At 71.1% G+C, this 22,559-nt stretch carries 24 protein-coding genes; 13 read left to right on the top strand and 11 right to left on the bottom strand.

Annotated features, from left to right (window positions below):
* Nucleotides 1-48: 48 nt before the first annotated feature.
* A complete protein-coding gene (locus ACQP0U_RS00605) occupies nucleotides 49-1,881 on the top strand; it encodes an NHL domain-containing thioredoxin family protein (RefSeq protein WP_433314833.1) in 1,833 nt (610 codons plus the stop codon).
* Between the two features lie 32 nt (nucleotides 1,882-1,913).
* Here ACQP0U_RS00605 and ACQP0U_RS00600 read toward each other — a convergent pair whose 3' ends face one another.
* Genes ACQP0U_RS00600 through ACQP0U_RS00590 form a run of 3 tightly spaced genes read right to left on the bottom strand, consistent with a single transcriptional unit; the run spans nucleotide 1,914 to nucleotide 4,166 of the window.
* On the bottom strand, nucleotides 1,914-2,663 hold the full coding sequence (locus tag ACQP0U_RS00600; RefSeq protein ID WP_238685227.1) for a LamB/YcsF family protein: 750 nt from the start codon (nucleotides 2,661-2,663) through the stop codon (nucleotides 1,914-1,916).
* A complete protein-coding gene (locus ACQP0U_RS00595) occupies nucleotides 2,647-3,609 on the bottom strand; it encodes a biotin-dependent carboxyltransferase family protein (RefSeq protein WP_433320517.1) in 963 nt (320 codons plus the stop codon). The genes ACQP0U_RS00600 and ACQP0U_RS00595 overlap by 17 nt, the downstream gene beginning before the upstream one ends.
* Nucleotides 3,507-4,166 (bottom strand): 5-oxoprolinase subunit B family protein, encoded by a 660-nt coding sequence (locus ACQP0U_RS00590; protein ID WP_433314831.1) that lies wholly within the window; start codon nucleotides 4,164-4,166, stop codon nucleotides 3,507-3,509. Before ACQP0U_RS00590 ends, ACQP0U_RS00595 begins: the two co-directional genes overlap by 103 nt.
* Nucleotides 4,167-4,273: 107 nt before the next feature.
* On the opposite strand from ACQP0U_RS00590, the gene trhA reads away from it, so the two are divergent.
* Nucleotides 4,274-4,951 (top strand): PAQR family membrane homeostasis protein TrhA, encoded by a 678-nt coding sequence (gene trhA / locus ACQP0U_RS00585; protein ID WP_433314829.1) that lies wholly within the window; start codon nucleotides 4,274-4,276, stop codon nucleotides 4,949-4,951.
* Between the two features lie 509 nt (nucleotides 4,952-5,460).
* Here the strand turns inward: trhA and ACQP0U_RS00580 are convergent.
* Nucleotides 5,461-5,748 (bottom strand): DUF6458 family protein, encoded by a 288-nt coding sequence (locus ACQP0U_RS00580; RefSeq protein ID WP_124821318.1) that lies wholly within the window; start codon nucleotides 5,746-5,748, stop codon nucleotides 5,461-5,463.
* Nucleotides 5,749-5,860: 112 nt separating this feature from the next.
* Between ACQP0U_RS00580 and ACQP0U_RS00575 the strand changes: the two genes are divergently transcribed.
* Complete coding sequence (locus ACQP0U_RS00575) at nucleotides 5,861-6,400, top strand: SixA phosphatase family protein (RefSeq protein ID WP_433314826.1); 540 nt, start codon at nucleotides 5,861-5,863, stop codon at nucleotides 6,398-6,400.
* A gap of 57 nt (nucleotides 6,401-6,457) precedes the next feature.
* Here ACQP0U_RS00575 and ACQP0U_RS00570 read toward each other — a convergent pair whose 3' ends face one another.
* From ACQP0U_RS00570 to ACQP0U_RS00555, 4 genes are all read right to left on the bottom strand, one after another.
* On the bottom strand, nucleotides 6,458-6,727 hold the full coding sequence (locus ACQP0U_RS00570) for a DUF6458 family protein (RefSeq protein ID WP_030332052.1): 270 nt from the start codon (nucleotides 6,725-6,727) through the stop codon (nucleotides 6,458-6,460).
* 189 nt (nucleotides 6,728-6,916) lie between these two features.
* The gene (locus tag ACQP0U_RS00565; protein WP_433314825.1) at nucleotides 6,917-8,773 is read right to left on the bottom strand and encodes an acyl-CoA dehydrogenase; all 1,857 of its coding nucleotides are present in this window, start codon (nucleotides 8,771-8,773) and stop codon (nucleotides 6,917-6,919) included.
* 130 nt (nucleotides 8,774-8,903) lie between these two features.
* Nucleotides 8,904-10,028, bottom strand: coding sequence for a PP2C family protein-serine/threonine phosphatase (locus ACQP0U_RS00560; RefSeq protein ID WP_433320514.1), 1,125 nt, complete (start codon nucleotides 10,026-10,028; stop codon nucleotides 8,904-8,906).
* Nucleotides 10,029-10,132: 104 nt separating this feature from the next.
* A complete protein-coding gene (locus tag ACQP0U_RS00555) occupies nucleotides 10,133-10,765 on the bottom strand; it encodes a septal ring lytic transglycosylase RlpA family protein (RefSeq protein WP_433314823.1) in 633 nt (210 codons plus the stop codon).
* A 187-nt stretch (nucleotides 10,766-10,952) separates the two neighbouring features.
* Between ACQP0U_RS00555 and ACQP0U_RS00550 the strand changes: the two genes are divergently transcribed.
* Genes ACQP0U_RS00550 through ACQP0U_RS00540 form a run of 3 tightly spaced genes read left to right on the top strand, consistent with a single transcriptional unit; the run spans nucleotide 10,953 to nucleotide 13,072 of the window.
* Complete coding sequence (locus tag ACQP0U_RS00550) at nucleotides 10,953-11,504, top strand: phosphoribosyltransferase family protein (protein ID WP_433314821.1); 552 nt, start codon at nucleotides 10,953-10,955, stop codon at nucleotides 11,502-11,504.
* 33 nt (nucleotides 11,505-11,537) lie between these two features.
* Nucleotides 11,538-12,584, top strand: coding sequence for a questin oxidase family protein (locus ACQP0U_RS00545; RefSeq protein WP_433314818.1), 1,047 nt, complete (start codon nucleotides 11,538-11,540; stop codon nucleotides 12,582-12,584).
* Between the two features lie 56 nt (nucleotides 12,585-12,640).
* Complete coding sequence (locus ACQP0U_RS00540; RefSeq protein ID WP_433314816.1) at nucleotides 12,641-13,072, top strand: ASCH domain-containing protein; 432 nt, start codon at nucleotides 12,641-12,643, stop codon at nucleotides 13,070-13,072.
* A 34-nt stretch (nucleotides 13,073-13,106) separates the two neighbouring features.
* Here ACQP0U_RS00540 and ACQP0U_RS00535 read toward each other — a convergent pair whose 3' ends face one another.
* Entirely contained in the window at nucleotides 13,107-13,988 is an 882-nt protein-coding gene (locus ACQP0U_RS00535; protein ID WP_433314813.1) for an LLM class flavin-dependent oxidoreductase, read from the bottom strand.
* Nucleotides 13,989-14,172: 184 nt separating this feature from the next.
* Here ACQP0U_RS00535 and ACQP0U_RS00530 point away from each other — a divergent pair, with 184 nt between their 5' ends.
* The 3 genes from ACQP0U_RS00530 (at nucleotide 14,173) to ACQP0U_RS00520 (ending at nucleotide 15,999) form a co-directional block, all read left to right on the top strand.
* Nucleotides 14,173-14,541, top strand: a complete 369-nt coding sequence (locus ACQP0U_RS00530; protein ID WP_433314811.1) for a hypothetical protein — start codon at nucleotides 14,173-14,175, stop codon at nucleotides 14,539-14,541.
* A gap of 76 nt (nucleotides 14,542-14,617) precedes the next feature.
* Nucleotides 14,618-15,322 carry a dihydrofolate reductase family protein gene (locus ACQP0U_RS00525; protein ID WP_433314808.1) on the top strand — a complete coding sequence of 235 codons (705 nt, stop codon included), beginning with the start codon at nucleotides 14,618-14,620 and terminating at the stop codon, nucleotides 15,320-15,322.
* 32 nt (nucleotides 15,323-15,354) lie between these two features.
* Entirely contained in the window at nucleotides 15,355-15,999 is a 645-nt protein-coding gene (locus tag ACQP0U_RS00520; protein ID WP_433314805.1) for a dihydrofolate reductase family protein, read from the top strand.
* Between the two features lie 19 nt (nucleotides 16,000-16,018).
* Here the strand turns inward: ACQP0U_RS00520 and ACQP0U_RS00515 are convergent, their stop codons facing one another.
* The gene (locus ACQP0U_RS00515) at nucleotides 16,019-16,360 is read right to left on the bottom strand and encodes a VOC family protein (protein WP_238677566.1); all 342 of its coding nucleotides are present in this window, start codon (nucleotides 16,358-16,360) and stop codon (nucleotides 16,019-16,021) included.
* 184 nt (nucleotides 16,361-16,544) lie between these two features.
* Here ACQP0U_RS00515 and ACQP0U_RS00510 point away from each other — a divergent pair, with 184 nt between their 5' ends.
* The 4 genes from ACQP0U_RS00510 (at nucleotide 16,545) to ACQP0U_RS00495 (ending at nucleotide 19,430) form a co-directional block, all read left to right on the top strand.
* The gene (locus tag ACQP0U_RS00510) at nucleotides 16,545-17,300 is read left to right on the top strand and encodes a hypothetical protein (protein WP_433314802.1); all 756 of its coding nucleotides are present in this window, start codon (nucleotides 16,545-16,547) and stop codon (nucleotides 17,298-17,300) included.
* Complete coding sequence (locus ACQP0U_RS00505; protein WP_433314799.1) at nucleotides 17,297-17,650, top strand: transcriptional regulator; 354 nt, start codon at nucleotides 17,297-17,299, stop codon at nucleotides 17,648-17,650. The genes ACQP0U_RS00510 and ACQP0U_RS00505 overlap by 4 nt, the downstream gene beginning before the upstream one ends.
* A gap of 89 nt (nucleotides 17,651-17,739) precedes the next feature.
* Nucleotides 17,740-18,684, top strand: coding sequence for an ATP-binding cassette domain-containing protein (locus ACQP0U_RS00500; RefSeq protein WP_433314796.1), 945 nt, complete (start codon nucleotides 17,740-17,742; stop codon nucleotides 18,682-18,684).
* Nucleotides 18,681-19,430 carry an ABC transporter permease gene (locus ACQP0U_RS00495; protein ID WP_433314793.1) on the top strand — a complete coding sequence of 250 codons (750 nt, stop codon included), beginning with the start codon at nucleotides 18,681-18,683 and terminating at the stop codon, nucleotides 19,428-19,430. Before ACQP0U_RS00500 ends, ACQP0U_RS00495 begins: the two co-directional genes overlap by 4 nt.
* Here the strand turns inward: ACQP0U_RS00495 and ACQP0U_RS00490 are convergent.
* Nucleotides 19,414-22,551, bottom strand: a complete 3,138-nt coding sequence (locus tag ACQP0U_RS00490) for a BTAD domain-containing putative transcriptional regulator (RefSeq protein WP_433314790.1) — start codon at nucleotides 22,549-22,551, stop codon at nucleotides 19,414-19,416. The two genes, ACQP0U_RS00495 and ACQP0U_RS00490, sit on opposite strands and share 17 nt — an antisense overlap.
* Nucleotides 22,552-22,559: the final 8 nt, after the last annotated feature.

Raw genomic sequence — 22,559 nt, 5'->3', positions numbered from 1 at the left:
TCGCCCCCTCCGGCCGGGTGTGGGCCGATGGTCGGGCACGATGGGTACATGAGCGCACGAGTACGGGCTCCCGAACTGCGCGGTCGGGGCTGGCTGAACACCGGTGGACGCGACCTCAAGCTCGCCGACCTTCGCGGCAAGATCGTTATTGCCGATTTCTGGACGTTCTGCTGTATCAACTGCCTGCACGTGCTCGATGAGCTGCGCCCGCTGGAGGAGAAGTACGGCGACGTCCTCGTCGTGATCGGCGTGCACTCGCCGAAGTTCGAGCACGAGAAGGACGCCGACGCGCTGGCCGCCGCCGTGGAGCGGTACGGGGTGCACCACCCCGTACTCGACGATCCTGAGATGGACATGTGGCAGCAGTACGCGGCCCGGGCCTGGCCGACCCTGTCGGTGATCGACCCCGAGGGTTACGTGGTGGCCACCATGGCCGGCGAGGGGCACGCCGAGGGGCTGGCCCGACTGATCGACGAGCTGATCGCCACCCACGAGGCCAAGGGCACCCTGCACCGGGGCGACGGCCCGTACGTCCCGCCGCCGGCACCGGAGACCGCGCTGCGCTTCCCGGGTAAGGCGGTGGTGCTGCCGAACGGCAACCTGCTGGTCTCGGACTCGGCCCGGCACTCCCTGGTCGAGGTCGACCCGGACGGCGAGACGCCGGTGCGTCGGATCGGCTCGGGTGAGCGGGGCCGGGCGGACGGGCCGGCCAGCGCGGCGACGTTCTCCGAGCCGCAGGGGGTGTGTCTGCTGCCCACGCATGTCGCGGAGGTGGCCGGCTACGACCTGGTGGTGGCCGACACGGTCAACCACCTGCTGCGCGGCGTACGGCTGGAGTCCGGCGAGGTGGTCACAGTGGCCGGCAGCGGGCGGCAGTGGCGCGCCGAGGTCGACGACCACGCCCACGACGCGTTCGCCGTGGACCTCTCCTCCCCGTGGGACCTGGCCTGGTACGACGACAAGCTGATCATCGCGATGGCCGGCATCCACCAGCTCTGGTGGTTCGACCCGATCAAGCGGACCGCCGGCATGTACGCCGGTACGACCGTGGAGGCGCTGCGCGACGGGCCGCTGGCCGAGGCGTGGATGGCCCAGCCGTCGGGGCTCTCCGCCTCCGCCGACGGCACCCGGCTCTGGGTGGCCGACAGCGAGACCAGCTCCGTCCGGTACGTCGAGAACGGTGTGCTGGGCACGGCCGTCGGGCAGGGCCTGTTCGACTTCGGGCACGTGGACGGTCCGGCCGAATCGGCGCTGCTCCAGCACCCGCTGGGCGTGTGCGCGCTGCCGGACGGCTCGGTGCTGATCGCGGACACGTACAACGGCGCGGTGCGCCGCTTCGACCCGGCCAGTAATCAGGTCTCCACGGTCGCCGACGGGTTGGCGGAGCCGAGCGACTTGGTGCTCACCCCGTCCGGTGAGGTGCTGGTGGTGGAGTCCGCCGCGCACCGGTTGACCCGGCTCGCCCCGGGTGCCCTGTCGGCGGCGGGGGCCAGCACGGTGGACGGCCCCCGGCACCGCACCGAGCGCAAGCCGACCGACGTCGCGGCCGGCGAGGTCACCCTGGACATCGTCTTCACCCCGGCGCCGGGGCAGAAGCTGGACGAGACGTACGGACCGTCGACCCGGTTGGTGGTCTCCGCGTCCCCACCGGAGCTGCTGGTGGACGGTGCCGGCACCGGCACCGAGCTGTCCCGCCGGCTGGTGCTCAACGGCGAGGTCACCGCGGGGGTGCTTCAGGTGACCGCCCAGGCGGCGACCTGTGACGCGGACGTCGAGCACGCGGCGTGTCACCTGACCCGGCAGGACTGGGGCGTACCGGTCCGGGTGGTCGACGGTGCCGTGACCCGGCTGCCGCTTGTGCTTCGCGGCCTGGACGCCTGACGTGACCGGAGGGGCCCGTCGGGCCCCTCCGATCAGGCGAACGGGGCCAGTGTGATGTCGGCGTCGATCAGGGTGGCGCGGACGAGTTCGGCGGCGGAGACCGCGCCCGGGGTGTCGCCGTGCACGCAGATCGAGTCGACCGAGCAGGGGATGACGGTGCCGTCGACCGCCACCACGCTGCGTTCGGTGGCCATCCGCGCCGCCCGTTCGGCGATCTGTTCGGGGTCGGTGATCACCGCGCCGGGGGTGCCGCGCGGCACCAGCGCCCCGTTGGGCAGGTAGGCGCGGTCGGCGAAGGCCTCGGCGACCACCGGCAGGCCCGCGCCGACGGCGAGTTGGGCGAGCGTCGAGCCGGGCAGACAGAGCACCGGCAGCTCGGGGTCGTAACCGCTGACGGCGGCGACGACCGCCGCTGCCTGGGACTCGTCGGTGCTGGCCGCGTGGTAGAGCGCGCCGTGTGGCTTGAGGTAGCGGACCCGGGTGCGGAACAGCCGGCAGAACGCGTCAAGCGCCCCCAACTGGTAGGTCACCTCGTCGCGTAGCTCGGCGAAGTCGTACGCGATGTGCCGCCGGCCGAAGCCGGCCAGGTCCCGGTAGCCGACCTGCGCGCCCACCGCGACCCCGCGTCGCGCGGCGCCCTCGCAGACCCGCCGCATCGTGGACGGGTCGCCACCGTGGAAGCCGCAGGCCACGTTGGCGGAGGTGACGAGGCTCAGCAGCGCCTCGTCGTCGCCGAGCCGCCAGATGCCGAATCCCTCGCCCAGGTCAGCGTTGAGGTCCATGGAATCTGACGGTAGTCCCTGGCCGGGCCTGCGCGAGCGCGGTCACGTCGGTGACCACCCCGATGACTGGGTATCCACCGGTGGTCGGATGGTCCGCGAGGAAGATCAGGGGTTGTCCGTCCGCCGGCACCTGCACAGCGCCGAGCACGATGCCCTCGCTGGGGAGTTCGCCGGCCACCGCGCGGGGCAGCGCCGCGCCGGCGAGCCGCGCGCCGACCCGGTTGCTCACCGGGCTGACGGTGTACGCGCTGCCGAAGAGCCTGTGGAACGCGGTGGGCGTGAACCAGTCCTCGCGAGGGCCGGGGCCCAGCATCAGGTGCAGCTCTTCGGGCGGCGTGGGGCACACGGTCAGGTCCACCGGTGCGGGGGTGCCGACCGGCTCGCCGAGAGGCAGCCGGTCACCGTCGCGCAGCGGAGGCGGGCCGAGCCCGGAGAGGGTGTCGGTGGCCCGGCTGCCGAGCACCGGTGACACGTCGACGCCGCCCGCCACCGCCAGCCAACTCCGTACGCCCCGTCGGGCGGGACCGATCCGCAGCACCGTCCCGGCCGGCACGCTGAGCGGTCGTCCGGTGTCGCCGGGCCGAACGCCCGCCTGGACCGGGACCTCGGCGCCGGTGACCGCCACCGTGGCGGCCCGGGTCAGCCGCAGGGTGCAGCCGGTCAGGGTGATCTCCAGGCCGGCCGCGTGCTCCGGATTGCCGACCAGCCGGTTCGCCAGCCGCAGGGCGGCCGGGTCGAGAGCCCCGGACCGGGGTACGCCGAGGTGCGCCCAGCCGGGCCGGCCCAGATCCTGCACGGTGGTGAGCGCGCCGGCACGGAGCACCTCGATGGCGGCCGGGTTGGTCACGCCGCCACCATCCGGACCGTGGTGCCCGGACCGAGCCGGGCCGGCGGGTCGGCGGCCACGTCGAACAGGACCAGGTCGGTCCGACCGACCAGTTGCCAGCCGCCCGGGGACGCACCCGGATAGATGCCGGCGTACGGGCCGGCCAGCGCGACCGAACCCGCCGGCACCCGGGGACGGGGCGTGGCCAGCCGGGGCAGCGCCAACTCGGCGGGCAACCCGGTCAGGTAGGGGAAGCCGGGGGCGAAGCCGCAGAACGCGACCCGGAACCGGGTGCTGGTCAACCGGTTCCGCACCGTCGACACGTCCACGCCCCAGTGCTCCGCCACCACCGGCAGGTCCGGCCCGTCGAAGACGACCGGTACCTCCACCGCGTCACCGGCTTCGGCGTTGGCTTCGGCCTGGTCGGGGCGGGTGGTCGCGGCGGCGACGGCGGACGCCCATCGGGTCAGCTGCTCGGCCGTGGTGGTCGGGTCGGGCAGGCCGTCGAGCAGCACGGTCCGGGCCGCCGGCACGATCTCGACGGCGATCAGGTCGCCCCGCTCCCGACGCCGCCACAGTTCGGCCCGCCACGCTTCGACTAGCGCGGCCTCGGGGATGTCGGCGGGGGCGGTGCAGTCGAGGAGCAGGGCGTGCGCCCCGACGGGTCGGATCCGCATCCGCTCATCGTCGCCGATGTCGTGGCGATCCGGTGTTCACGATGACGGTGCCGGGTGTCACCAACGCCACTACTTACAAGTAACCTACGGTGCCGTAACCTGACTGGGTGACCACCTCCGCCCCGCTTCGCCTGAAGCCGGTCGACATCGGTAAGCCCCGGATGCGCGGCTGGCTACACACGTACGCCTTCTTCGTCGCCCTGGTCTGCGGCATCGTGCTCTGCTCGATCGCCGCCACCCGGCCGGGGTGGGCACCCCTGGTGAGCTGCCTCATCTACAGCCTGACGGTCTGTGGGCTCTTCGGCACGAGCGCGCTGTACCACCGTCGTGTGTGGTCAGAGCGCGGCTACCAGGTGATGCGCCGGATGGACCACTCGATGATCTTCGTGTTCATCGCCGGCACGTACACACCGCTCTGCGCGATGCTGCTCGCGCCCCGGCCGGCCACCGTGATGCTGGCCCTGGTCTGGGGTGGCGCGCTGGCCGGCGTGGCGGTCAAGGTGGTCTGGCCGCACGCGCCGCGCTGGGTGTCCGCGCCGCTCTACCTGGCGCTGGGCTGGGTGGCGGTGGCCATGCTGCCGGAAATCCTGCACGGGGGCGGCGTCGCGGCGCTGGTTCTACTGATCATCGGTGGCGCGATCTACAGCGTCGGCGCGGTCTTCTACGCGCTGCGTCGGCCCAATCCGTGGCCGACCGTCTTCGGCCACCACGAGTTCTTCCACGCCTGCACGCTGCTGGCGGCGCTCTGTCACCACATCGCGATCTACTTCGCGCTGTTCGCCTGACCCTGACGGCCAGAGCACAGGCCCGGCCAGGGAACGGTCCGCGTGCAGCTACCCAACAACGCAGCCGGCGCGAACGTACGCCGGCCTCCTGGTCCCGGCAACGCCGCTCGGCGAGAGAACGCCACGGCGGCAGCCGCCATGATCGTGCTCGATCATGGATGTAGTGGCCTCGCCCGCACCCGAGACCCCTGTTTCCTGGATCGAGCACGATCTTCGGCCGATCGCCGCTCCCCGGGATGGGCTCTGCGCCTCAAGATCGGCGCAACTTCGGGGAAACTGCTGCCTCAACGCGCCCTCAGGCAGCAATTTCCCTGAAAGTGTGCGGATCTTGGCGGGGTGGCGGGGATCCCTCAACGCACACGCAAGCCGGAAACACCCGCGCCGTACGCACGCACGAGCCGGGCACGCAGGCGCCGGGCACACGCCCGATAGGTCGCGACGCGGAGCCGGGTTGAGACGCGAGCCGGGGCCCCGCGACGCTGCGGGACCCCGGAGTGTGTGAGCGAGGATCAGACCGGTCGGCCCGGTCGACGGACCTCGCGGTACTCCTGCATGACCTGGTTGTCCTGGACCGGCACGACCCGGTCGGCCACCACGCGCTCCTCGCGTACCGGCGCGGCGACCACCGTGCGGCGGCGGCTGCTCCAGAAGTAGAGGGTGGCGAGCAGGCCGGCGACGCCGGCGAGCATCAGCACCCAGCCGACCACGGCCAGGTCCAGCCAGCCCAGATCGGCCTCCACTGCGAACGCGAAGATCGCGCCTAACGCGATCAAGAAGATGCTGCCACCAATGCCCATGTCTCGCTCCTCGGCCCTAACCTGGCGTACGTCGCGCCGCGGCCGTCGGTAGGGGTGCGGCATCCATCGACTTACCCAGGCACGGAGATCGCCAATCGGGCAAGCTGGGGGCATGACGGACGCCGACCCCGACACACGGACACTTGTGTTGCTGCGGCACGCGAAGGCCGAGCAGGGCAGCGACGCGGCGGACGACGCCGATCGGCCACTCAGCGCACGCGGGAACGCGGACGCGGCTACCGCCGGGGCCTGGTTGGCGCACCACGGGCTGCTGCCCGACGTGGTGATCTGCTCGACGGCCCGACGCACCCGGCAGACCTGGCACGGCGTGGCGATGGGGATGACCGGTTCACCGCCGGAGGGTGGCCCGGCCGGTCCTCGCCCGACCGTCCGTTATGAGCCTGGCGCGTACGACGCGCACCCCGAGGAGTTGTTGTCGCTGGTCCGCACGGTGGACCCGGCGGCCCGCACGGCGCTGCTCATCGCCCACAACCCGGGCATCTCGCTGCTCTCCGCGCTCCTCGACCCCGAGGGAGCCGACGATGAGGGGTTGCGGACGGCGGAGCTGGCGGTGCACCGCTGCCCGCTCGGTTGGGCGGAGTTGAGCAGGGCGGGTGCGCCGCTCACGGCCCGGCACACCGCACGCGACTGAGCCACCCGCCGATCGTCGGCGGATGGCTCAGGGGTACGCGCCCAGGTGGTGCCGGGTTCAGGACGGCGGCGCTGTTGGTGGCGGCGGGTCCGGTGGCGGCGGCATCATCGCCGTCGGATGAGACAGCCGGTTCTCCTCCACGATGAGGGTTCGGGCCCGCTTGCGCCGGTCCTGCCAGAACCAGAGGGTGGTCAGCAGTACGGCCAGCCCGGCCAGGATGAACACCCAGCCGACCGCGCGTACGTCGATCCACCAGACGTTGGCTCTCAGCGCGAAGGTCAGAATCGCGCCGATCGCGATGAGAAAAATGCCGCTTCCTACACCCATGTGCGCTGCACTCCCCCGTGCGGTGGCTCTGGGCGTTCCCTTTCGAGGTCACGCGACGGTTACCCGCCACGCCAGCGGCATACCCGGCCGGGCTCGCCCAATACGTGCCGCGCGGCCAGGGTGAAACGGCGACGGCCGGCGGGGCGGAGGCCCCACCGGCCGTCGGTGCTGGGTGGTGCGACCCAGAACCTAGAACGCCTCCTCCGGGAGGTCCATGATGTCGAGGTCGGCGCCCTCGATGATCCGCCGGTCGGCGCCGATGCGGGGCAGCACCTCACGGGCGAAGAAACGGGCAGCGGCCACCTTGCCGGTGTAGAACGCCTTGTCGCTGGCGGAGACCTCGCCGGCCAGAGCCTTCAGCGCCACGTCGGCCTGCCGCTGGAGCAGCCAGCCGACCACCAGGTCGCCGATCGCCAGCAGGAACCGCCGGCTGCTCAGCCCGACCTTGTAGAGCGCACGGGTGTCGCCGCCCTGCGCCTCGCCCAGCCAGCCGGTCAGCACGCCGAGGATGTTCTGGATCTCGGCCAGCGCCTTGCCGAGCGCCTGCCGCTCCTCCTTGAGCTGGCCGTTGCCCGCCTCGGAGGAGATGAACTCCTGGATCTCGCCGGAGACCGCCAGCAGGGCCCTGCCGTTGTCCCGAACGATCTTGCGGAAGATCAGGTCGAGGCTCTGGATGGCGGTGGTGCCCTCGTACAAGGTGTCGATCTTGGCGTCGCGGACGTACTGCTCCAGGGGGTAGTCCTGGAGGAACCCGGAGCCACCGAAGGTCTGCAGAGCCTCGTGCCCGAGCATCTCGTACGCCCGCTCCGAACCGACGCCCTTGACCAGCGGCAGCAGCAGGTCGTTGACCCGCTTGGCCAGCTTGGTGGCCTTCTCGTCGCCGGCAGCCTCGGCCAGGGCGACCTTGTCCTGCCAGGTGGCGGTGTAGAGGACCAGAGCGCGAAGACCCTCGGCGTACGACTTCTGCAGCAGCAGCGAGCGGCGCACGTCCGGGTGGTGGGTGATGGTGACCCGGGGGGCGGTCTTGTCGGCCTGGAGGATCAGGTCGGCGCCCTGCACCCGGTTCTTCGCGTACTCAAGGGCGTTGAGGTAGCCGGTGGAGAGGGTGGCGATGGCCTTGGTGCCGACCATCATCCGGGCGTACTCGATGATCATGAACATCTGCCGGATGCCGTCGTGCCGGTCGCCCAGCAGCCAACCCTTGGCCGGTACGCCGTGCTCGCCGAAGGTCACCTCGCAGGTGTTGGAGACCTTCAGGCCCATCTTGTGCTCGACGTTCGTGGCGTAGACGCCGTTGCGCTCGCCCAACTCGCCGGTGGTCTCGTCAAAGTGGAACTTCGGCACCACGAAGAGCGACAGGCCCTTGGTGCCGGGGCCACCGACACCCTCGACGCCGACCGGACGGGCCAGCACGTAGTGCACGATGTTGTCGCTCAGGTCGTGCTCACCCGAGGTGATGAAGCGCTTCACACCCTCGATGTGCCAGGTGCCGTCGGGCTGCTGGATCGCCCGGGTGCGCCCCGCGCCCACGTCCGAGCCGGCATCCGGCTCGGTGAGCACCATAGTGGAGCCCCACTGCTTGTCGATGAAGAGCTTGGCCCACCGCTTCTGCCGCTCGTTGCCCTCGACGTGCAGCACGTGCGCGAAGGACGGGCCGGAGGCGTACATCCAGACCGGCGCGTTCGAACCGAGCACCAGCTCGGCGAGCGCCCACCAGAGAGCGCGCGGCGCGTTGGTGCCACCCAGTGCCGGCGGCAGGTCGAGACGCCAGAACTCGGAGTCCATGAACGCCTGATAGGACTTCTTGAACGACTCCGGCAGCGGCGCGGTGTGCGTCGCCGGGTCGAAGACCGGCGGATTGCGGTCACTGTCCGTGTAGCTGGCGGCCAGATCCTCGCGGGCGAGGCGGTCGACCTCTGCGAGGAAGCTGCGGGCGGTGTCGGTGTCGAGATCCGAGTACGGCTCCTGGCCGAACGCCCGGTCCGCCCCGAAGACCTCGAACAGGTTGAACTCGAGATCCCGGAGGTTGCTCTTGTAGTGGGTCATGCTCGCTGGCCCCGCTTCCGGACAGGTGTTACCGATCAGTAACCCCGACTGTATTACTCGCGGGTAGGCAGCGACAAGCGGATCACCCAAGTGACGGCGATTACACACCTGCGGGCGCGGTCGGCCGGGGTCAGCTCTCGGCGGCCCCGACCTCCCAGCTCGGGACGGCCACCGCCGCGCCGGTAGGCGCGCCGACGTACTCCATGAGGACCAGCGCGATGTCATCGTCGAGCCGACCGTGCACCCACTCCACCAGGGCGGTTTCCAGCGAGGCCAGCCCGTCGGCGACCGTGCCGTGGCCGAGCAGTCGCCAGGCCCGGTCGGCGGTGGGGAAGAACTCGCCGTCCCGCCGCGCCTCGCCGAGGCCGTCGGTGAACAACAGCAACCGGTCGCCGGGTTCCAGGCGTTCGACCCGGGGGCGGACCACCGGCATGAACCCGAGCGGAGGTGCCGGGGCCGGTGGTTCCAGCGGGATCACCGCACCGCGGCGCAGCAACAGCGGCGGCGGATGCCCGCAGTTGACGATCGTGAGGGTGCCGCCGCGCTCCTCGACCAGCGCCGCCGTGACGAAGTCCTCGTCGCCGACGTTGCGGGCCACCGCGCGGTCCAGGTCGGCGACCACCGCCCGCAGGTCGGCCCGCTCGTACGCCACGTGCCGGTAGGAACCGAGGACGATGCTGGCCAGCCGGACCGCGTCCAGGCCCTTGCCCCGCACGTCACCGATGATCATTCTTACGCCGTAGGGGGTGTCGATCGCCTCGTACAGGTCGCCGCCGATCTCGGCCGTCGCTGTGGAGGAGATGTAACGTCCCGCGACCGAGAGCGTGCCCACCTGCGGCCCGAGTGGGCGCAACACCGCCTGTTGAGCCACCGAGGCGAGCTTGGTCAGCTCGACGATCCGCTCGGCCTGCCGCTGCCGGACCCACGCCACCGCCACTGCCAACCCGGTGACGACCGCGACAGCGACAACGTTGGCTGAGGTGCCCAACGAAACCTTCGGCGCGACAAGCGCGAAGCCGGCGCCGATCACTGTCGCCGCGACGCCCACCCCCAGGACCACCAGCCAGGACGCCAGGGCGGCGGCGAGAACCGGCGCGGCCGCCAGGAGCGCGACGTAGTGCACCTTCCGGCCGTCCGCCGCTTCCACCGCCGACACGATTGCGAGCAGACCGAGGGCCGCGCCGAGGCCGGCGCGGGATCCGGGGCTCAGCGGGCGACGGCCCGACTGGAGGAGTCGCGTGGGTACGACTGACAGTTTGCCTGATCCACGTGAACCGGTGAATGAACCTGACCCGTCGTCTGAGGAGGTTCTGTCCGGCCGGCCCAGTCGGGGGGTCGAATCGGCGTCGCTCGTTCCGGTCAGCCGAGGACCTCGTAGCGGACGGTGAGCGCGCCCACGTCGACCGAGGCGATGCTGGCGAAGGCGGCCCGGGAGAGGTCCAGGCAGCGGCCGTCGATGAACGGCCCGCGGTCGTTGATCCGCACCGTCACCGACTTGCCGTTGGCCGGGTTGGTCACCCGGACCTTGGTGTTGAACGGCAGTGTCTTGTGCGCGGCGGTCAGCGCGTCCGGGTTGAACGACTCGCCGTTGGCGGTGAGCTGCCCGTCGGAATAGAACGACGCGCCGCACGAGCCGCTCTCCAGCACCTTCGCAGCGGCCGTGGTCTTCTTCGCTGTCGGCTTCGGCTTCGGCGACGCGGTGCGCTCCCTGCTCCGCGAGGCGGCCTGCTGCGACCGGGTCGCCGACGGGCTGGCGGTCACGCTCGGCGAGGCGCTCACGCTGGGGGAGGTGGCCGGGGAGCTGGGGGTGAGGCTGCTCGCGGCGGTGGTCGGAGTCAGGTCGAGAGCCACCTGCCCCGACTGGTCAGGGCCGGAGACCAGCTGCACGGCACCGACGGTGCCGCCGACGGCGAGGGCGACGCCGACCGCCGCGGTGGCCACGATGCCCGCCGGGGAGGAGAAGATGCGGGTACGGGAGTGCTTGCCTGCCACCGGCCCGGTCCTTTCGTCGTCTGAACAAACCGGGTCGGACCGTAACGAGAGAAGCACTTCCGAAGTCAACGTGATCATGGCGGTATGCCCGCATTTGCACAGGTACGTGTAGCCGATCATCCGACCCGGGGTGGGCCGGGTGGCCCGGGTGCCGCCACGCCCACCGCCCGTGCCGCAGGATGGGCGGATGCCCGCCGATCTGACCGAACGCCTGGCCGCCCTGTTCCAGTGGATCGACCCCGGCCCGGGCACCAGCCACCTGGTCAGCGACATCTCCGGCTGGTGGCGGGACCCGGCGGTGCTGGCCGAGCTGGGGCCGGCCCTGGTGGCGCCGTACCGGGCCGCCCGGCCCACAGTGGTGCTCGCGCCGGCCGTCACCGGGCTGCTGCTCGGGCCGTTGGCCGCCACCGCCCTCGGGGTCGGCTTCGTGGCCGCCCACAAACCCGGTGACGGGCGACTGCCGGCCGGGCCGCTCACCTGGGCGCAAAGCCCACCGGACTACCGGGGCCGACGGGTCGACCTCGCCGTACGGGACCGGCACCTCGGCCCCGACGACCGGGTGCTGGTGGTGGACGACTGGGTGCGGACCGGGGCGCAGCTACGCGCCCTCTACGACATCTGCGCCGCACGGGGCGCCGAGGTGCTGGGCACCGCCGTGGTGGCCGTGGACTGCCCGCCCGACGTCGCCGCAGACCTCCGGATCACCAGCCTGATCCACGCGGCGGATCTACCGGCTTGACTTCAACCAAGGTTGAGCACCGACGATCGGCGAATGAGTGACGGAGTTCTCGACGAGGCGTACGAGCGGCTGCACCGCACCGGCCCCGAATTCCAGGGCTGGCTGTCCAACCACGGGCCGATGGCCGTCGAGGCTTTGGTGCGACACGGCCACCAGCACCGGGTACACCGATGGCTCGACGACTACCTCGGCCGACTCGACGATCTGCCCCGGGGGCTGCGCGCGATCGACGACTGGCGGGACGCGCTGGGCGATCCGAAGCGGGCCGGTGACTGGCTGGCGTACTTCGACAGGCAACTACGCGAACGCCCGTGGCGCGAGGTCCTCGGCACCTGGTGGCCTCGGCTGCTGCCGGGCATCGCCGCCGGCGCCACACACGGTGTGATCCGGGTCGGGCACGCCGTCCGCGCGCTCGACCTGGACGGCGAGAACCGACAGCGGCTCGCCGAGTTGGGTCAGGCGATTGGTTACTGGGCCGCCCGCTGGCAGCCGATCCCCGGCGCCGACAAGCTGCTCGCCGGCGAGACCGAGCGGCCGGGCACCGACGACATCGACGTGGAGACCGCACTGGCCGGGCTGCCCCGGATCGACGACCAGACCGGGGGTGTCCGGGATCGGCTGGGCCGCCTGCCCGGCGTACCCCGGTGGGAGCCAGCGCTCGCGACGCTGCGCCCCGTGCGGAGCCCGGCCGAGGCGCAGCGCGGGCTCACCGCGCTGGTGCACCGGGCCGGCCTGGACTACCTGCGCTTCGGGCACGCCGCGCCGGTCATGCTGGTGCACGCCGTGACCGCGCCGACCGCCGTGCTGCGTACCCTGCCGGCACTGGACCCTGGGCTGTGGGCGCCGAGCCTCGCCGCGGCCTGGGCCGCGACGGCGGCCATGACCTCGGTGTACGCCCCAGCCGACGGCATCGCGCCACCGACCGTGAGCCCCGCGACACCGGCGGAGGTCTTCGCCCGCGCGGCCCGGCACGGCGACGAGCACGTGGTCAAACTGGCCGACGCGATCCTCGACGCGCACGAGGCCAGTGGCGACGACCGACTCCTCACCGCACCCGGCTACGCCGGCCAGCTGATCTGAGCGGGCGACGCGTATTGCGGCAGCGTCCCGGGCCGTGCTGGCCTAGCCTCGGCAGGATGTGGCCTCGGATCGGTGAACTGCGCGCCCTCGCCCTCGGTACTCCCGGCGAGTTGCGGGCAACCCTCAACACCCTGGTGCTGGCCGGTGTGAAGACCGCGACGGCCGGCCGGCTCGCCGAGTACGCGGAGGAGGGCGAGGAGTTGGAGCACGTCGGCGAGCGCCTGGCCCTTGTCGACGACGACAACGCACTTGCCGGCGTGGTGGAGATCACCGGAGTCGAGGTGGTCCGCTTCGCCGACGTGCCCTGGGACTTCGCCCACGCCGAGGGCGAGGGTGACCGTTCGATCGAGGAGTGGCGGGCTGGGCACTCGGCCTACTGGGCGCGGCTCGGCACCCCGGTCGACGGCGACACCCCGATCGTCTGCCTCCGCCTCCGGCTGGTCTCCGGCGGCGAGGGCGGTGTGGCCGGCGGCGACCTCGGCACCTGACCCGGCGGCTCCCAGCCCGGTCGGTGCGGTGGCCTCAGCCGCGGAGTTGTGGCAGCAGCCGCGTCGCCACATCCACCAGGACGGCTTCGTCACCGGCGTACCAACTGCTGGCGCGCGGCCAGTGCGTCACCACGTCGGTGAAGCCCAGCTCGGCGGCCCGGCCGACCTGATCGGCGAAGAACTGTGCGCTGCTGAGCGAGAAGACCGGCGCCGCGTCCAGCGAGAGGTAGCGGTCCAGGCTGGCCGGATCGCGGCCGGCCTCGTCCAGGGTCCGGTCCATCCGCGCGGACAGCGCCGACACACTGGCCCACCAACCCGCCAGGTCGTTGTCGTCACCGGTGCCGGTGGTCACCCACCCCTGCCCGAAGCGGGCCACCAACCGCATCGACCGTGGCCCGTTGGCGGCCACCACGAACGGCACCCGGGGCTGCTGCACGCAGCCGGGGTTGTTGCGGGCATCCACCGCGGCGAACCACTCGCCGCGCCAGGTGGTGCCGTCCTCCCGCAGGATCAGGTCCAGCAGTTCGGTGAACTCGGCGAACCTGTCCACCCGCTGACGCGGCGGCAGCGTCTCGCCGCCCAGCACCGCCGAGTCGAAGCCGATGCCACCCGCGCCCAGACCGAGCAGCAGCCGGCCGGCGGAGACGTCGTCCACCGTGGTGATCTGCCGGGCGAACGCGGCCGGGTGCCGGAAGTTCGGCGACGCCACGAGGGTGCCCAGCCGAATCCGCGAGGTCACCGTGGCGGCGGCCGTCAACGTGGCCATCGAGTCGAACCACGGGCCGTCGACCAGGTCACGCCAACCCAGGTGGTCGTACGTCCACGCGTGGTCGAAGCCCCACTCGTCGACCTGTCGCCAGCGACGCTGCGACTCCGTCCACCGCTGGTCCGGCAGGATCACGATGCCAATCCGCATGATCGCCACCCTAGCCGGGCCGGACACCCGCGCCCCTGCTCATCCTGACCGGTCTCGGTCTGCGGATCGAAGCGGCGATCGCCGACCGGAAGTCGTAGGTCCACCGCTGCTTCCGGCCCGTACCCTCCGGGGAGTGCCCACCGAAACACCTGCTGCCCGCGTATCCCCGGACCGCCGGACGCGCATGATCCGCACGGTGGCGCTGCTGGTCGGGGTGATCATCCCGTCCCTCGTCCTCCGCGAGCTGGTCGAGTCCGAGTTCGGCAGCGGGCCGATGGCCGACATCAGCGCGGTCGCGGTGCCGATGACGGCGACCGCGTGGCTCGCGCCGTACGCCTCCTATCGGCGGCGCGACGCCCTGCTCTGGCTGGTCGGCCCGGGCATCTACGTCTTCACCGTGATCGCCTGGCGGGTGGCCCTCGCGCCCCACCGGGACTGGCGGCCCCGCCCGGAGGAGAAAGCCCACATGCGCTGGTCACGCGACCCGGAACACGCCGGAACGTGGCTCCTGACCGAGCCCGTGGGTGACACGCGTCACACTCCTTCCCGGTAGGGACATCGCCTTCGGCTCCGACCCCTCGGGGAGCGGCACCCAGGCGGGGTGTCGCCCGAGGAGAGGACCAGGCGCGATGACGAAGGTGACGGCACAAGTGTCGGTGTCGGTGGACGGCTTCTACGCCGGCCCACGGTTCGACGGGGACGGCGACTGGATGGCCTCGGCGGAGAGCGCCAAGTTCTTCCGGGTCACCCGGTGGGCGACCGAAGCGGCGGCCTGGCGGGAACGGCAGGGCTTCGCCGGTGGGGAGCAGGACACCGACTCCGAGGTGATCGCCGAATCGTTCGGCGCGGCCGGGGCGTACGTGATGGGGCGCCGGATGGCCGACGGGGGTGAGATCCCCTGGGGTGCGGAGCCGCCGTTTCGCGCACCTGTCTTCGTCGTCACCCACCGCCCCCGCCAGACGCTGCTGAGGGGAGGGGGCACCAGCTTCACCTACGTCACCGATGGCGTGGCCAGCGCCGTCGCGCAGGCGCGCGAGGTGGCCGGTGGCAAGGATGTCGCAGTGGCCGGGGGCGGCAGCCTGGTGCGGCAGGTGCTCAAGGCCGGCCTGCTCGACGAGTTGGAGCTGCACGTCGTACCTGTCGTGCTCGGCACCGGCCTGCGGCTCTTCGACGCGGACCTCGACCTGGGCGACCGGGAGGCGGTCGAGCTGACGCCGACCCGCGTCCTTGCCACCCCGCAGGTGACCCACATCCGGTACGCCATACGCGGTCGCGCCCCGCTCGTGCTCGACGACCGGGGCAGCGGAGGCGGCCCGACGGTAACCGCGAACTGAGTCACGGCCCATCCGAGGAAGTAGGAGAAACCATGCCGCAACTGTTGCGGGTGCAGTGCTTCAACGTTTCGCGCGACGGGTTCGGGACCGGGGAGGGGCAGAGCCTGGAACGGCCCTTCGGCCACGCGGACCCCACCCCGCTGTTCTCCTGGCGTGCCGCCACCGCCAGTTTCGTGTACCGCACCGAGCCGGGAGGCACCCGCGGCCTGGACGACTACCTGACCCGCGACGCCGAGTGCAACATCGGCGCGGAGATCATGGGTCGCAACAAGTTCGGCCCGCAGCGCGGCCCCTGGGAGGACCATGAGTGGCAGGGATGGTGGGGGGACAACCCGCCGTTCCACACGCCGGTCTTCGTGCTCACCCACCACGAACGCCCGTCGTTCACCCTGGCCGACACCACCTTCCACTTCCTGAACGCCGGCCCGACCGAGGCGCTGGCCCAGGCGAAGCAGGCCGCCGCGGGTCGGGACGTACGCCTCGGTGGCGGGGTGGCGACCATCCGCGAGTTCCTCGAGGCCGACCTGGTCGACACGATGCACATCGCCGTCGCGCCCGTCGACCTGCACCGGGGCGAGCGCCTGTGGGACAGCCACACCGAGTTGCTCGACCGCTTCCACCTCGAGTCGGTGCCCAGCCCCAGCGGAGTCACGCACCTCCTGTTCTGGAGACGATGACCGCGCGCGGCACGGACGACTACAGCCGGGCCAGCACCAGCAGCCGGTTGCCGTCGGGGTCGGTGACCCGCGCGGACCGTTCACCCCAGGGCTGGTCGACCGGCTCCTCGGTGACCGTTGCTCCTCCGGTACGCAACGCGCCCACGGCGGCGTCGCAGTCGTCGGCGTAGACGCACAACTCCCAGCGGTGCGAGTCGGCCGGCTCGCCAGCCTCCGGGTTGGCGGCCAGGCCGAGTTCGCTGCTGCCCAGCCGCAGCGCGACGAACTCCGGGGCGCCCTCGTCCGGGAACCGGTAGGTCAGCTCGAAGCCGACCACGTCCCGGTAGAACGCGATCAGTCGTGGCAGGTCAGGTGTCGTCACGATCGGAAAGGCTTCGGTGAACACGGACCACCTCCAAGCGGACCCTAGCCGGTACCGAGGCCCAGCAGGAACCACCGCTGTCGATCCAGCGGATGTCGTCGCCTCGCTGGAACTCTTGCGCAGAATGATTTGCGATGCAAACCTATTGGTAGTGCAGCAGCCGTGGAGCAGTCTGGAGGCCACCGTGTCGGACCGATCGAGCACCCCGCCGACCAGCGGCAACACACCTGGAGAGCTGCTGGCGTCGGTGACCGCTCTCCAGCGGCGTACCCGGGCCGCCCGCAACGCCTACTGGCTGCCGCTGCTGCTGTTCGGTCTCCTGACGGCGGTGGCCGCACCTCTGTACGTCGAGTCGGTCGAGCCGCTCGCCATCCGCGCCGGGCAGGACAACCCCGCGCTGACCGGCCTCGGTGGGGACTTCCTCGAACGCGCGGCGGCCCTCGGCTGGTACTGGCTGGCGGCGCTCATCGGCGGCTACCTGCTCAGCCTCTGGTGGTATCGGTGGCATGGTGTGCGGGTGGGCGTCGAGACACCGGCTCGGCCGTACGTCGTCGCCGGCATCGTGGGCACGGTGGTCGGGCTCGTGCTGCCGATCGTGCTGCGGTACCTCTTGCTCAACACGGCGACGGTGATCTCGAACGGGACCGGCTGGGTGACCACACCGCTGCTGGGCATATCCGATCGGGGCATGTTTCCGCACCTGATCATCGCTGTGGGACTACTGGTCCTGGCCCGACTCGAGCGCAGCCGTGGCCTGACGGTCGTGGCTGCCGTCTACGCCGCGGCGGTCGTCCTCGTGAACATCTTCTTCCAGACCGCCGATTTCCAGCCGGGAGACCTGAACCGCTACAGCTTCCTATTGGCGGCCCTGCTGCCCGCACCGATCCTGCTCGTCGGCGGTGGCGTCGCCCTCCTCAACTCGATCAAGAGGTCGGCGTGAGCAGTGACGCAGCGGCCGCCGGCCCCGGCAACGGTGGGCACCCGACGAACGGCCTCAACGACACCGTCCACCAACGCAACAGGCTCGGCATCCTCACCATCGCGGCGGAGGCCGAGCGGGTGGAGGTCGCCTACCTGCGCGACGCACTCGAACTCACCGCCGGCAACCTCTCCCGACACCTCGCCGTGCTGGAGGAGGCAGACCTGATCCAGATCGAGAGGGGCTACCACGGCCGTAGGCCCAAGACCTGGATCAGGATCACCGAGCAGGGGCAGGCCGCACTGGCAGCGGAGATCAGCGCACTACGGGAACTCCTCCGACGCCATCAGGAGTTCCGTGCCGCCACCTGAGCGTCACCGTGGTTGCCCACCAGCCCGTGTCAGTGGCCGTGTCAGGGCCGTGTCAGGGGGGTGACAGCCCAGCCGCCGATGGTAGTTGCATGACGAGTTCAGCGATTGCAGTCTCCGGGCTGCGGAAGGCCTACAAGGACAAGGTCGTGCTCGATGGCATCGACCTGGATGTCCGTGCGGGCACGATCTTCTCCCTGCTCGGTCCGAACGGGGCGGGTAAGACGACGACGGTGAACGTGCTGACCACGTTGGTGAAGGCCGACGGTGGGACCGTACGCATCGCGGGGCACGACGCCGCCACCCAGGCCAAGGCGGTGCGCGCGGCGATCGGGGTCACCGGTCAGTTCGCGGCGGTGGACGAGCTGCTGACCGGCCGGGAGAACCTGCAGCTGATGGTGGATCTGAGCCCGGTGCCCGCCAAGGACGGCAGGCGGATCGTCACGGAGCTGCTGGAGCGGTTCGATCTGGTGGAGTCGGCACAGAAGCCGGTGTCGACCTACTCCGGTGGTATGCGCCGCAAGCTTGATCTGGCGATGACGCTCGTCGGCGACCCGCGGATCATCTTCCTCGACGAGCCGACGACGGGCCTGGATCCGCGGAGCCGCCGCACGATGTGGTCGATCATCCGTGACCTGGTTGCCGACGGCGTGACGATCTTCCTCACCACCCAGTATCTGGAGGAAGCTGATCAGCTCGCCGACCGGATCGCCGTACTCGACCAGGGGCGTCTGGTCGCCCAGGGCACGCCCGACGAACTCAAGCGCCTGATCCCCGGCACCCACGTCCGGCTGCGGTTCACCACCGTCGCCGAACTCGACGCGGCTGCCCGGGTGCTCAACGACTCCACACGGGACGACGAGGCACTTGCCCTGCGGGTCCCCAGCGACGGCGGCACGGCCTCGCTGCGGGCCCTGCTGGACCGGCTCGACGAGTACGCGATCAGCGCCGAGGGGTTCTCCGTTCAGACGCCGGACCTCGACGACGTCTTCCTCGCCCTGACGGGCAGCCGCACCCAGGAGGTTTCCGCGAAATGAGCACCAAGTCCCACTCGATCGTCATGTTGCGCCGCAACTTCAAGCACATCGCCCGGAATCCGACCTCGGTGTTCAACGCGGTCCTGATGCCGATCGTGATCATGTTGATGTTCGTCTACATGTTCGGTGACGCCTTCAACGTCGGTGTCGACTACATCGACTACGCGACTCCCGGGCTGATGCTGTTGGCGGTCTGCTACGGGCTGGGGGCCACCGCGACCGCGGTGAACTCCGACATGACAAAGGGCATCATCAACCGGTTCAAGGTCATGCACGTCTCCCGCGGTGCGGTGCTGACCGGTCACGTCGTCGCCAGCGTGCTGACCAACCTGGTCGCCATCGCGGCCCTCGTCGGGGTGGCCTTCCTGCTCGGATTCAGCCCGTCGGCGAGCCTCCTCGGCTGGCTCGGTGCGATCGGCATCATCGTGTTGCTCGGCTTCGCCGCCGGCTGGCTCACGGTCGCCCTGGGGCTCTCGGCGAAGTCTCCGGAAACGGCGGGGCTGGCCTCCGTACCGCTGGTCATGCTGCCGTTCTTCAGCAGCGCGATCGTGCCGGCGGACAAGATGGGACCCGGGCTGCGGGAGTTCGCCGAGTACCAGCCCTTCACACCGATCATCGAAACTCTGCGCGGGTTCCTCAACGGCACGGCGTCTGCCGGTGACGTGATCCCCGCCCTCGCCTGGTGCGTCGCCATCGCTCTGGTCGGCTACCTGTGGGCGCGCTCCACGTTCACGAAGCGAGCGTGATCGCGACCACCTGACTCCAGCTCGTCCGACTGCCTTCCAGCGCCGCCTCTGCGAATCCCACTTCGCCGAGGCGGCGCCGTACTTCCTGCTCGATCCGGGCCACGTCCGGCTGGGAATGATCCTGCCGTCCGCGCACACCGGTGCTCGCGGCAAGCAGCTGCGCGGCGTGCTCGTACTGGTCACGGCGCAGGGCCAGGTTCGCGACGCCGACGATCACCCGCGCGATCGAGGGTGCGTGCCCCGTCTCGGCTGCCGCCTCGCAGGCCGCGGAATGGTGCTTGCGCGCCTCGTCGAGATCGTCGGCGACATACCCGAGCAGGTCGTGTGTCACCGCGCGGATGTGTGCCTGCTCCGCCTCGTCGCGCAACAGGGTCGTCGCGACGCCGACCTGGCGGGCCACCTCCTCGGCGTCGCCACGCCAGCGAGCGAGTTCCGCCCGTGACAGGGCCAGCACGGCCAACGCACCCGGCCACGTGACCCGTTTCGCGCAGCGCCGCGCCTCGGCCATGGCAGCCGCGCTGGACTCCTCGTCGCCGAGCAACCAGTACAGCTGAGCCTGCCGGGACCGTATCCGGATGATGTCCTCGACGGTGCCGACCTCGGTGACGACCGCTGCCGCCTCCTCGTAGTGCTCGCACGCACCGGCGAACTCACCGCGTACGGCAATCAGCTCCGCCAGCTCGGTCAGTGCGAACGAGATCCCGAACCGTTCGCCGAGTGCCCGGAACTCGGCGAGCGCCGCCACGAGATACGCGTCCACATCCCGGCCGTCCTGGCCGAGCACGATCCGCATCTTGCCGAGTTGCAGCCGGGCCAGCGCGCGTACCCAGGGATCCTCGTCGTTCAGCAGCGGTTCCCATGCGGCCAGGATCGCGTCCGGGGCTCGCAACATGCGTTCCAGCGGGACGACGAGAGCCGTCCCCGGGTGGCTGCCGTCACTGCGCTGGCTGAACTCGTACGCCCGGTGGATCCACTCCGCCGCCTGGCGCTCGTCACCCGGCCCCGAGTTGACGAAGAGCACGACGAGCGCGTACACCGTGGCCCGGATCTCGTCGCTGACCTCGCCGGGCGTCTCGGTGGCCGCCGTGATCAACTCCATGCCCTCGGTTCGGTGCCCGCCGAGCCACCAGTACCAGCCGGCGCCCGCGGCCAGCCGCATCGCCGCGTGCGCCTCGCCGGCGGCGAGCGCACCACGCATGGCGGAACCGATGTTGTCGTGCTCGACTTCGAGAGTGGCGAGCCATGTCACCTGGTCCGCGCGGCGGAGCTGCGGCTCCGCGGTCTCGGTGAGTTCGGTGAAGTACGCCAGGTGCGCGTGGCGCGCCAGGTCCGATTCGCCCGCCTCGGCGAGGCGGTGCGCGGCGTACTCCTTGATGGTGCCGAGCATCCGGTAGCGCGGGGCCTCGTCGCCCTCGGCGACCAACAACGACTTCTCGGCCAGCGCGGTGACCAGCTCGAGCACATCCTCCTGCTCGACCTCGTCACCGGCGCAGACCCGTTCGGCCGCTTCCAGGCTCACCCCGCCCGAAAACACCGACAGCCGGCGCAGGACCGTCCGTTCGGCGTCGGTCAGCAGCTCCCAACTCCAGTCCACCACCGCGCGCAGCGTCCGGTGCCGGGGCAACGCGGTACGGCTACCGCCGGTCAGCAGGCGGAACCGATCGTCGAGCCGCCTGGCGAGCTGGTCGATGGACATGGTGCGCAACCTGGCGGCGGCCAGTTCGATCGCCAGCGGCATCCCGTCCAGCGCCCGACAGATCCGCGCCATCGTCGACAACGTGGAGGCGTCGACCGCCAGATCCCTGCGCACCGCGCCGGCCCGGTCCCGCAGCAACCGGACAGCGGGAGAGATTTCGATCTCGCCGGGGTCGGCGTCGACGTCCGGCAGGGCCAGCGGCGCGACCGGCCAGAGCGCCTCACCGGTGATGCCGAGCGGTTCCCTGCTCGTCGCGAGGATCCGCAGGCGCCGACACTCCCCGAGCAGCCGGTCAGCGAGCACGGCCGCCGGCTCGATCACGTGCTCGCAGTTGTCCAGGATCAGCAACGCCTCCCGCTCGCGGATCGCGGCGACGAGCCGGTCGATCAACTCCATGCTCGGTGCCTCGCCGAGCAGAGCGTCCCGGAGTCCGAGCCCCGAGAGCGTCGCCTGAACCACGTCACCGTCCGCGCCGATGGCGGCGAACTCGACCAGCCAGGCGCCGTCCGGCAGGTCGTCGAGCATTCTGCGCGCGGTCTCCGTGGCCAGCCGGGTCTTCCCGGAGCCACCCGGCCCGATCAGGGTCGTGAGCCGGTGCTCGGAGACGAGCGCGCCGACCTCGGCGACGGCCTCGTCCTTGCCGATGAAGCTGCTCAACTCGGCACGAAGGTTGGTCTTCCGGTCCTCCTCGCGCCGTCGCACCTCCCCCCGCAGGAGCGCGACGTGCAACGCCGCGAGTTCCGGCGAGGGGTCGACGCCCAGCGCGTCGGCCAGGGCCGCACTCGTGCGCTGATACACGAGCAGCGCCTCGTTGTCCCGGCCGCTCGCGGCGAGTGCCCGCATCAACGCGATGACCAGCCGTTCCCGCACCGGGTGCGCGGCCACCAGATCGGTCAGCTCCGCGACCAGCTCCGGACCGTGACCGAGGCTGACCTCCACGTCGAAGCGATCCTCCATGGCCGTCAGACGCAGCCTGTCGAATCGGGTGACCGCCGCGTCGAGTGCCGTGCTGTCGACCAGACCGACGTCCTGCATCGCCGCACCGCGCCACAGGTCGAGGGCCTCGCGCAGCCGCCGTCCCCGCTGCGGGCCGTCGTCATCGCGAGCCTGGCCGACGAGGCGTTCGAACCGTACGGCGTCGACGACGTCGGGATCGACCACCAACCGGTAGCCGTCCGTCTGCCCCTCGATCGACCCCTCCGGCAGCGCCTTACGCAGCCGGGAAACCAGGCGGTGCAGGGCGTTCGCCGCGTCCGAGGGCGGATGCTCACCCCAGATCCAGTCGACGAGGGTCCCCTTCGGGACCACGTGACCCGGGTTGAGCGCGAGGGCGGTCAACAGCCCGCGCAGCCGCGCACCTGGCACGTCGATGAAGGTGCCGTCGTCAGCGCGCACTTCGAATGGACCGAGCATCCCGACCTGCACCTGGCAGA

It is taken from the genome of Micromonospora sp. CA-269861 (genome assembly GCF_050948505.1).
Taxonomy (GTDB): Bacteria; Actinomycetota; Actinomycetes; order Mycobacteriales; family Micromonosporaceae; genus Micromonospora.
This window is presented reverse-complemented; position numbering and strand designations above follow the sequence as displayed.

Excerpts from the sequence above, each read along its gene's own strand:
- ACQP0U_RS00605 (WP_433314833.1), top strand. The coding sequence starts at position 49 with ATGAGCGCACGAGTACGGGCTCCCGAACTGCGCGGTCGGGGCTGGCTG.
- ACQP0U_RS00600 (WP_238685227.1), bottom strand. The coding sequence starts at position 2,663 with ATGGACCTCAACGCTGACCTGGGCGAGGGATTCGGCATCTGGCGGCTC.
- ACQP0U_RS00590 (WP_433314831.1), bottom strand. The coding sequence starts at position 4,166 with ATGCGGATCCGACCCGTCGGGGCGCACGCCCTGCTCCTCGACTGCACC.
- ACQP0U_RS00580 (WP_124821318.1), bottom strand. The coding sequence starts at position 5,748 with ATGGGCATTGGTGGCAGCATCTTCTTGATCGCGTTAGGCGCGATCTTC.
- ACQP0U_RS00575 (WP_433314826.1), top strand. The coding sequence starts at position 5,861 with ATGACGGACGCCGACCCCGACACACGGACACTTGTGTTGCTGCGGCAC.
- ACQP0U_RS00570 (WP_030332052.1), bottom strand. The coding sequence starts at position 6,727 with ATGGGTGTAGGAAGCGGCATTTTTCTCATCGCGATCGGCGCGATTCTG.
- ACQP0U_RS00565 (WP_433314825.1), bottom strand. The coding sequence starts at position 8,773 with ATGACCCACTACAAGAGCAACCTCCGGGATCTCGAGTTCAACCTGTTC.
- ACQP0U_RS00550 (WP_433314821.1), top strand. The coding sequence starts at position 10,953 with ATGCCCGCCGATCTGACCGAACGCCTGGCCGCCCTGTTCCAGTGGATC.
- ACQP0U_RS00545 (WP_433314818.1), top strand. The coding sequence starts at position 11,538 with ATGAGTGACGGAGTTCTCGACGAGGCGTACGAGCGGCTGCACCGCACC.
- ACQP0U_RS00540 (WP_433314816.1), top strand. The coding sequence starts at position 12,641 with ATGTGGCCTCGGATCGGTGAACTGCGCGCCCTCGCCCTCGGTACTCCC.
- ACQP0U_RS00535 (WP_433314813.1), bottom strand. The coding sequence starts at position 13,988 with ATGCGGATTGGCATCGTGATCCTGCCGGACCAGCGGTGGACGGAGTCG.
- ACQP0U_RS00530 (WP_433314811.1), top strand. The coding sequence starts at position 14,173 with ATGATCCGCACGGTGGCGCTGCTGGTCGGGGTGATCATCCCGTCCCTC.
- ACQP0U_RS00525 (WP_433314808.1), top strand. The coding sequence starts at position 14,618 with ATGACGAAGGTGACGGCACAAGTGTCGGTGTCGGTGGACGGCTTCTAC.
- ACQP0U_RS00520 (WP_433314805.1), top strand. The coding sequence starts at position 15,355 with ATGCCGCAACTGTTGCGGGTGCAGTGCTTCAACGTTTCGCGCGACGGG.
- ACQP0U_RS00500 (WP_433314796.1), top strand. The coding sequence starts at position 17,740 with ATGACGAGTTCAGCGATTGCAGTCTCCGGGCTGCGGAAGGCCTACAAG.
- ACQP0U_RS00495 (WP_433314793.1), top strand. The coding sequence starts at position 18,681 with ATGAGCACCAAGTCCCACTCGATCGTCATGTTGCGCCGCAACTTCAAG.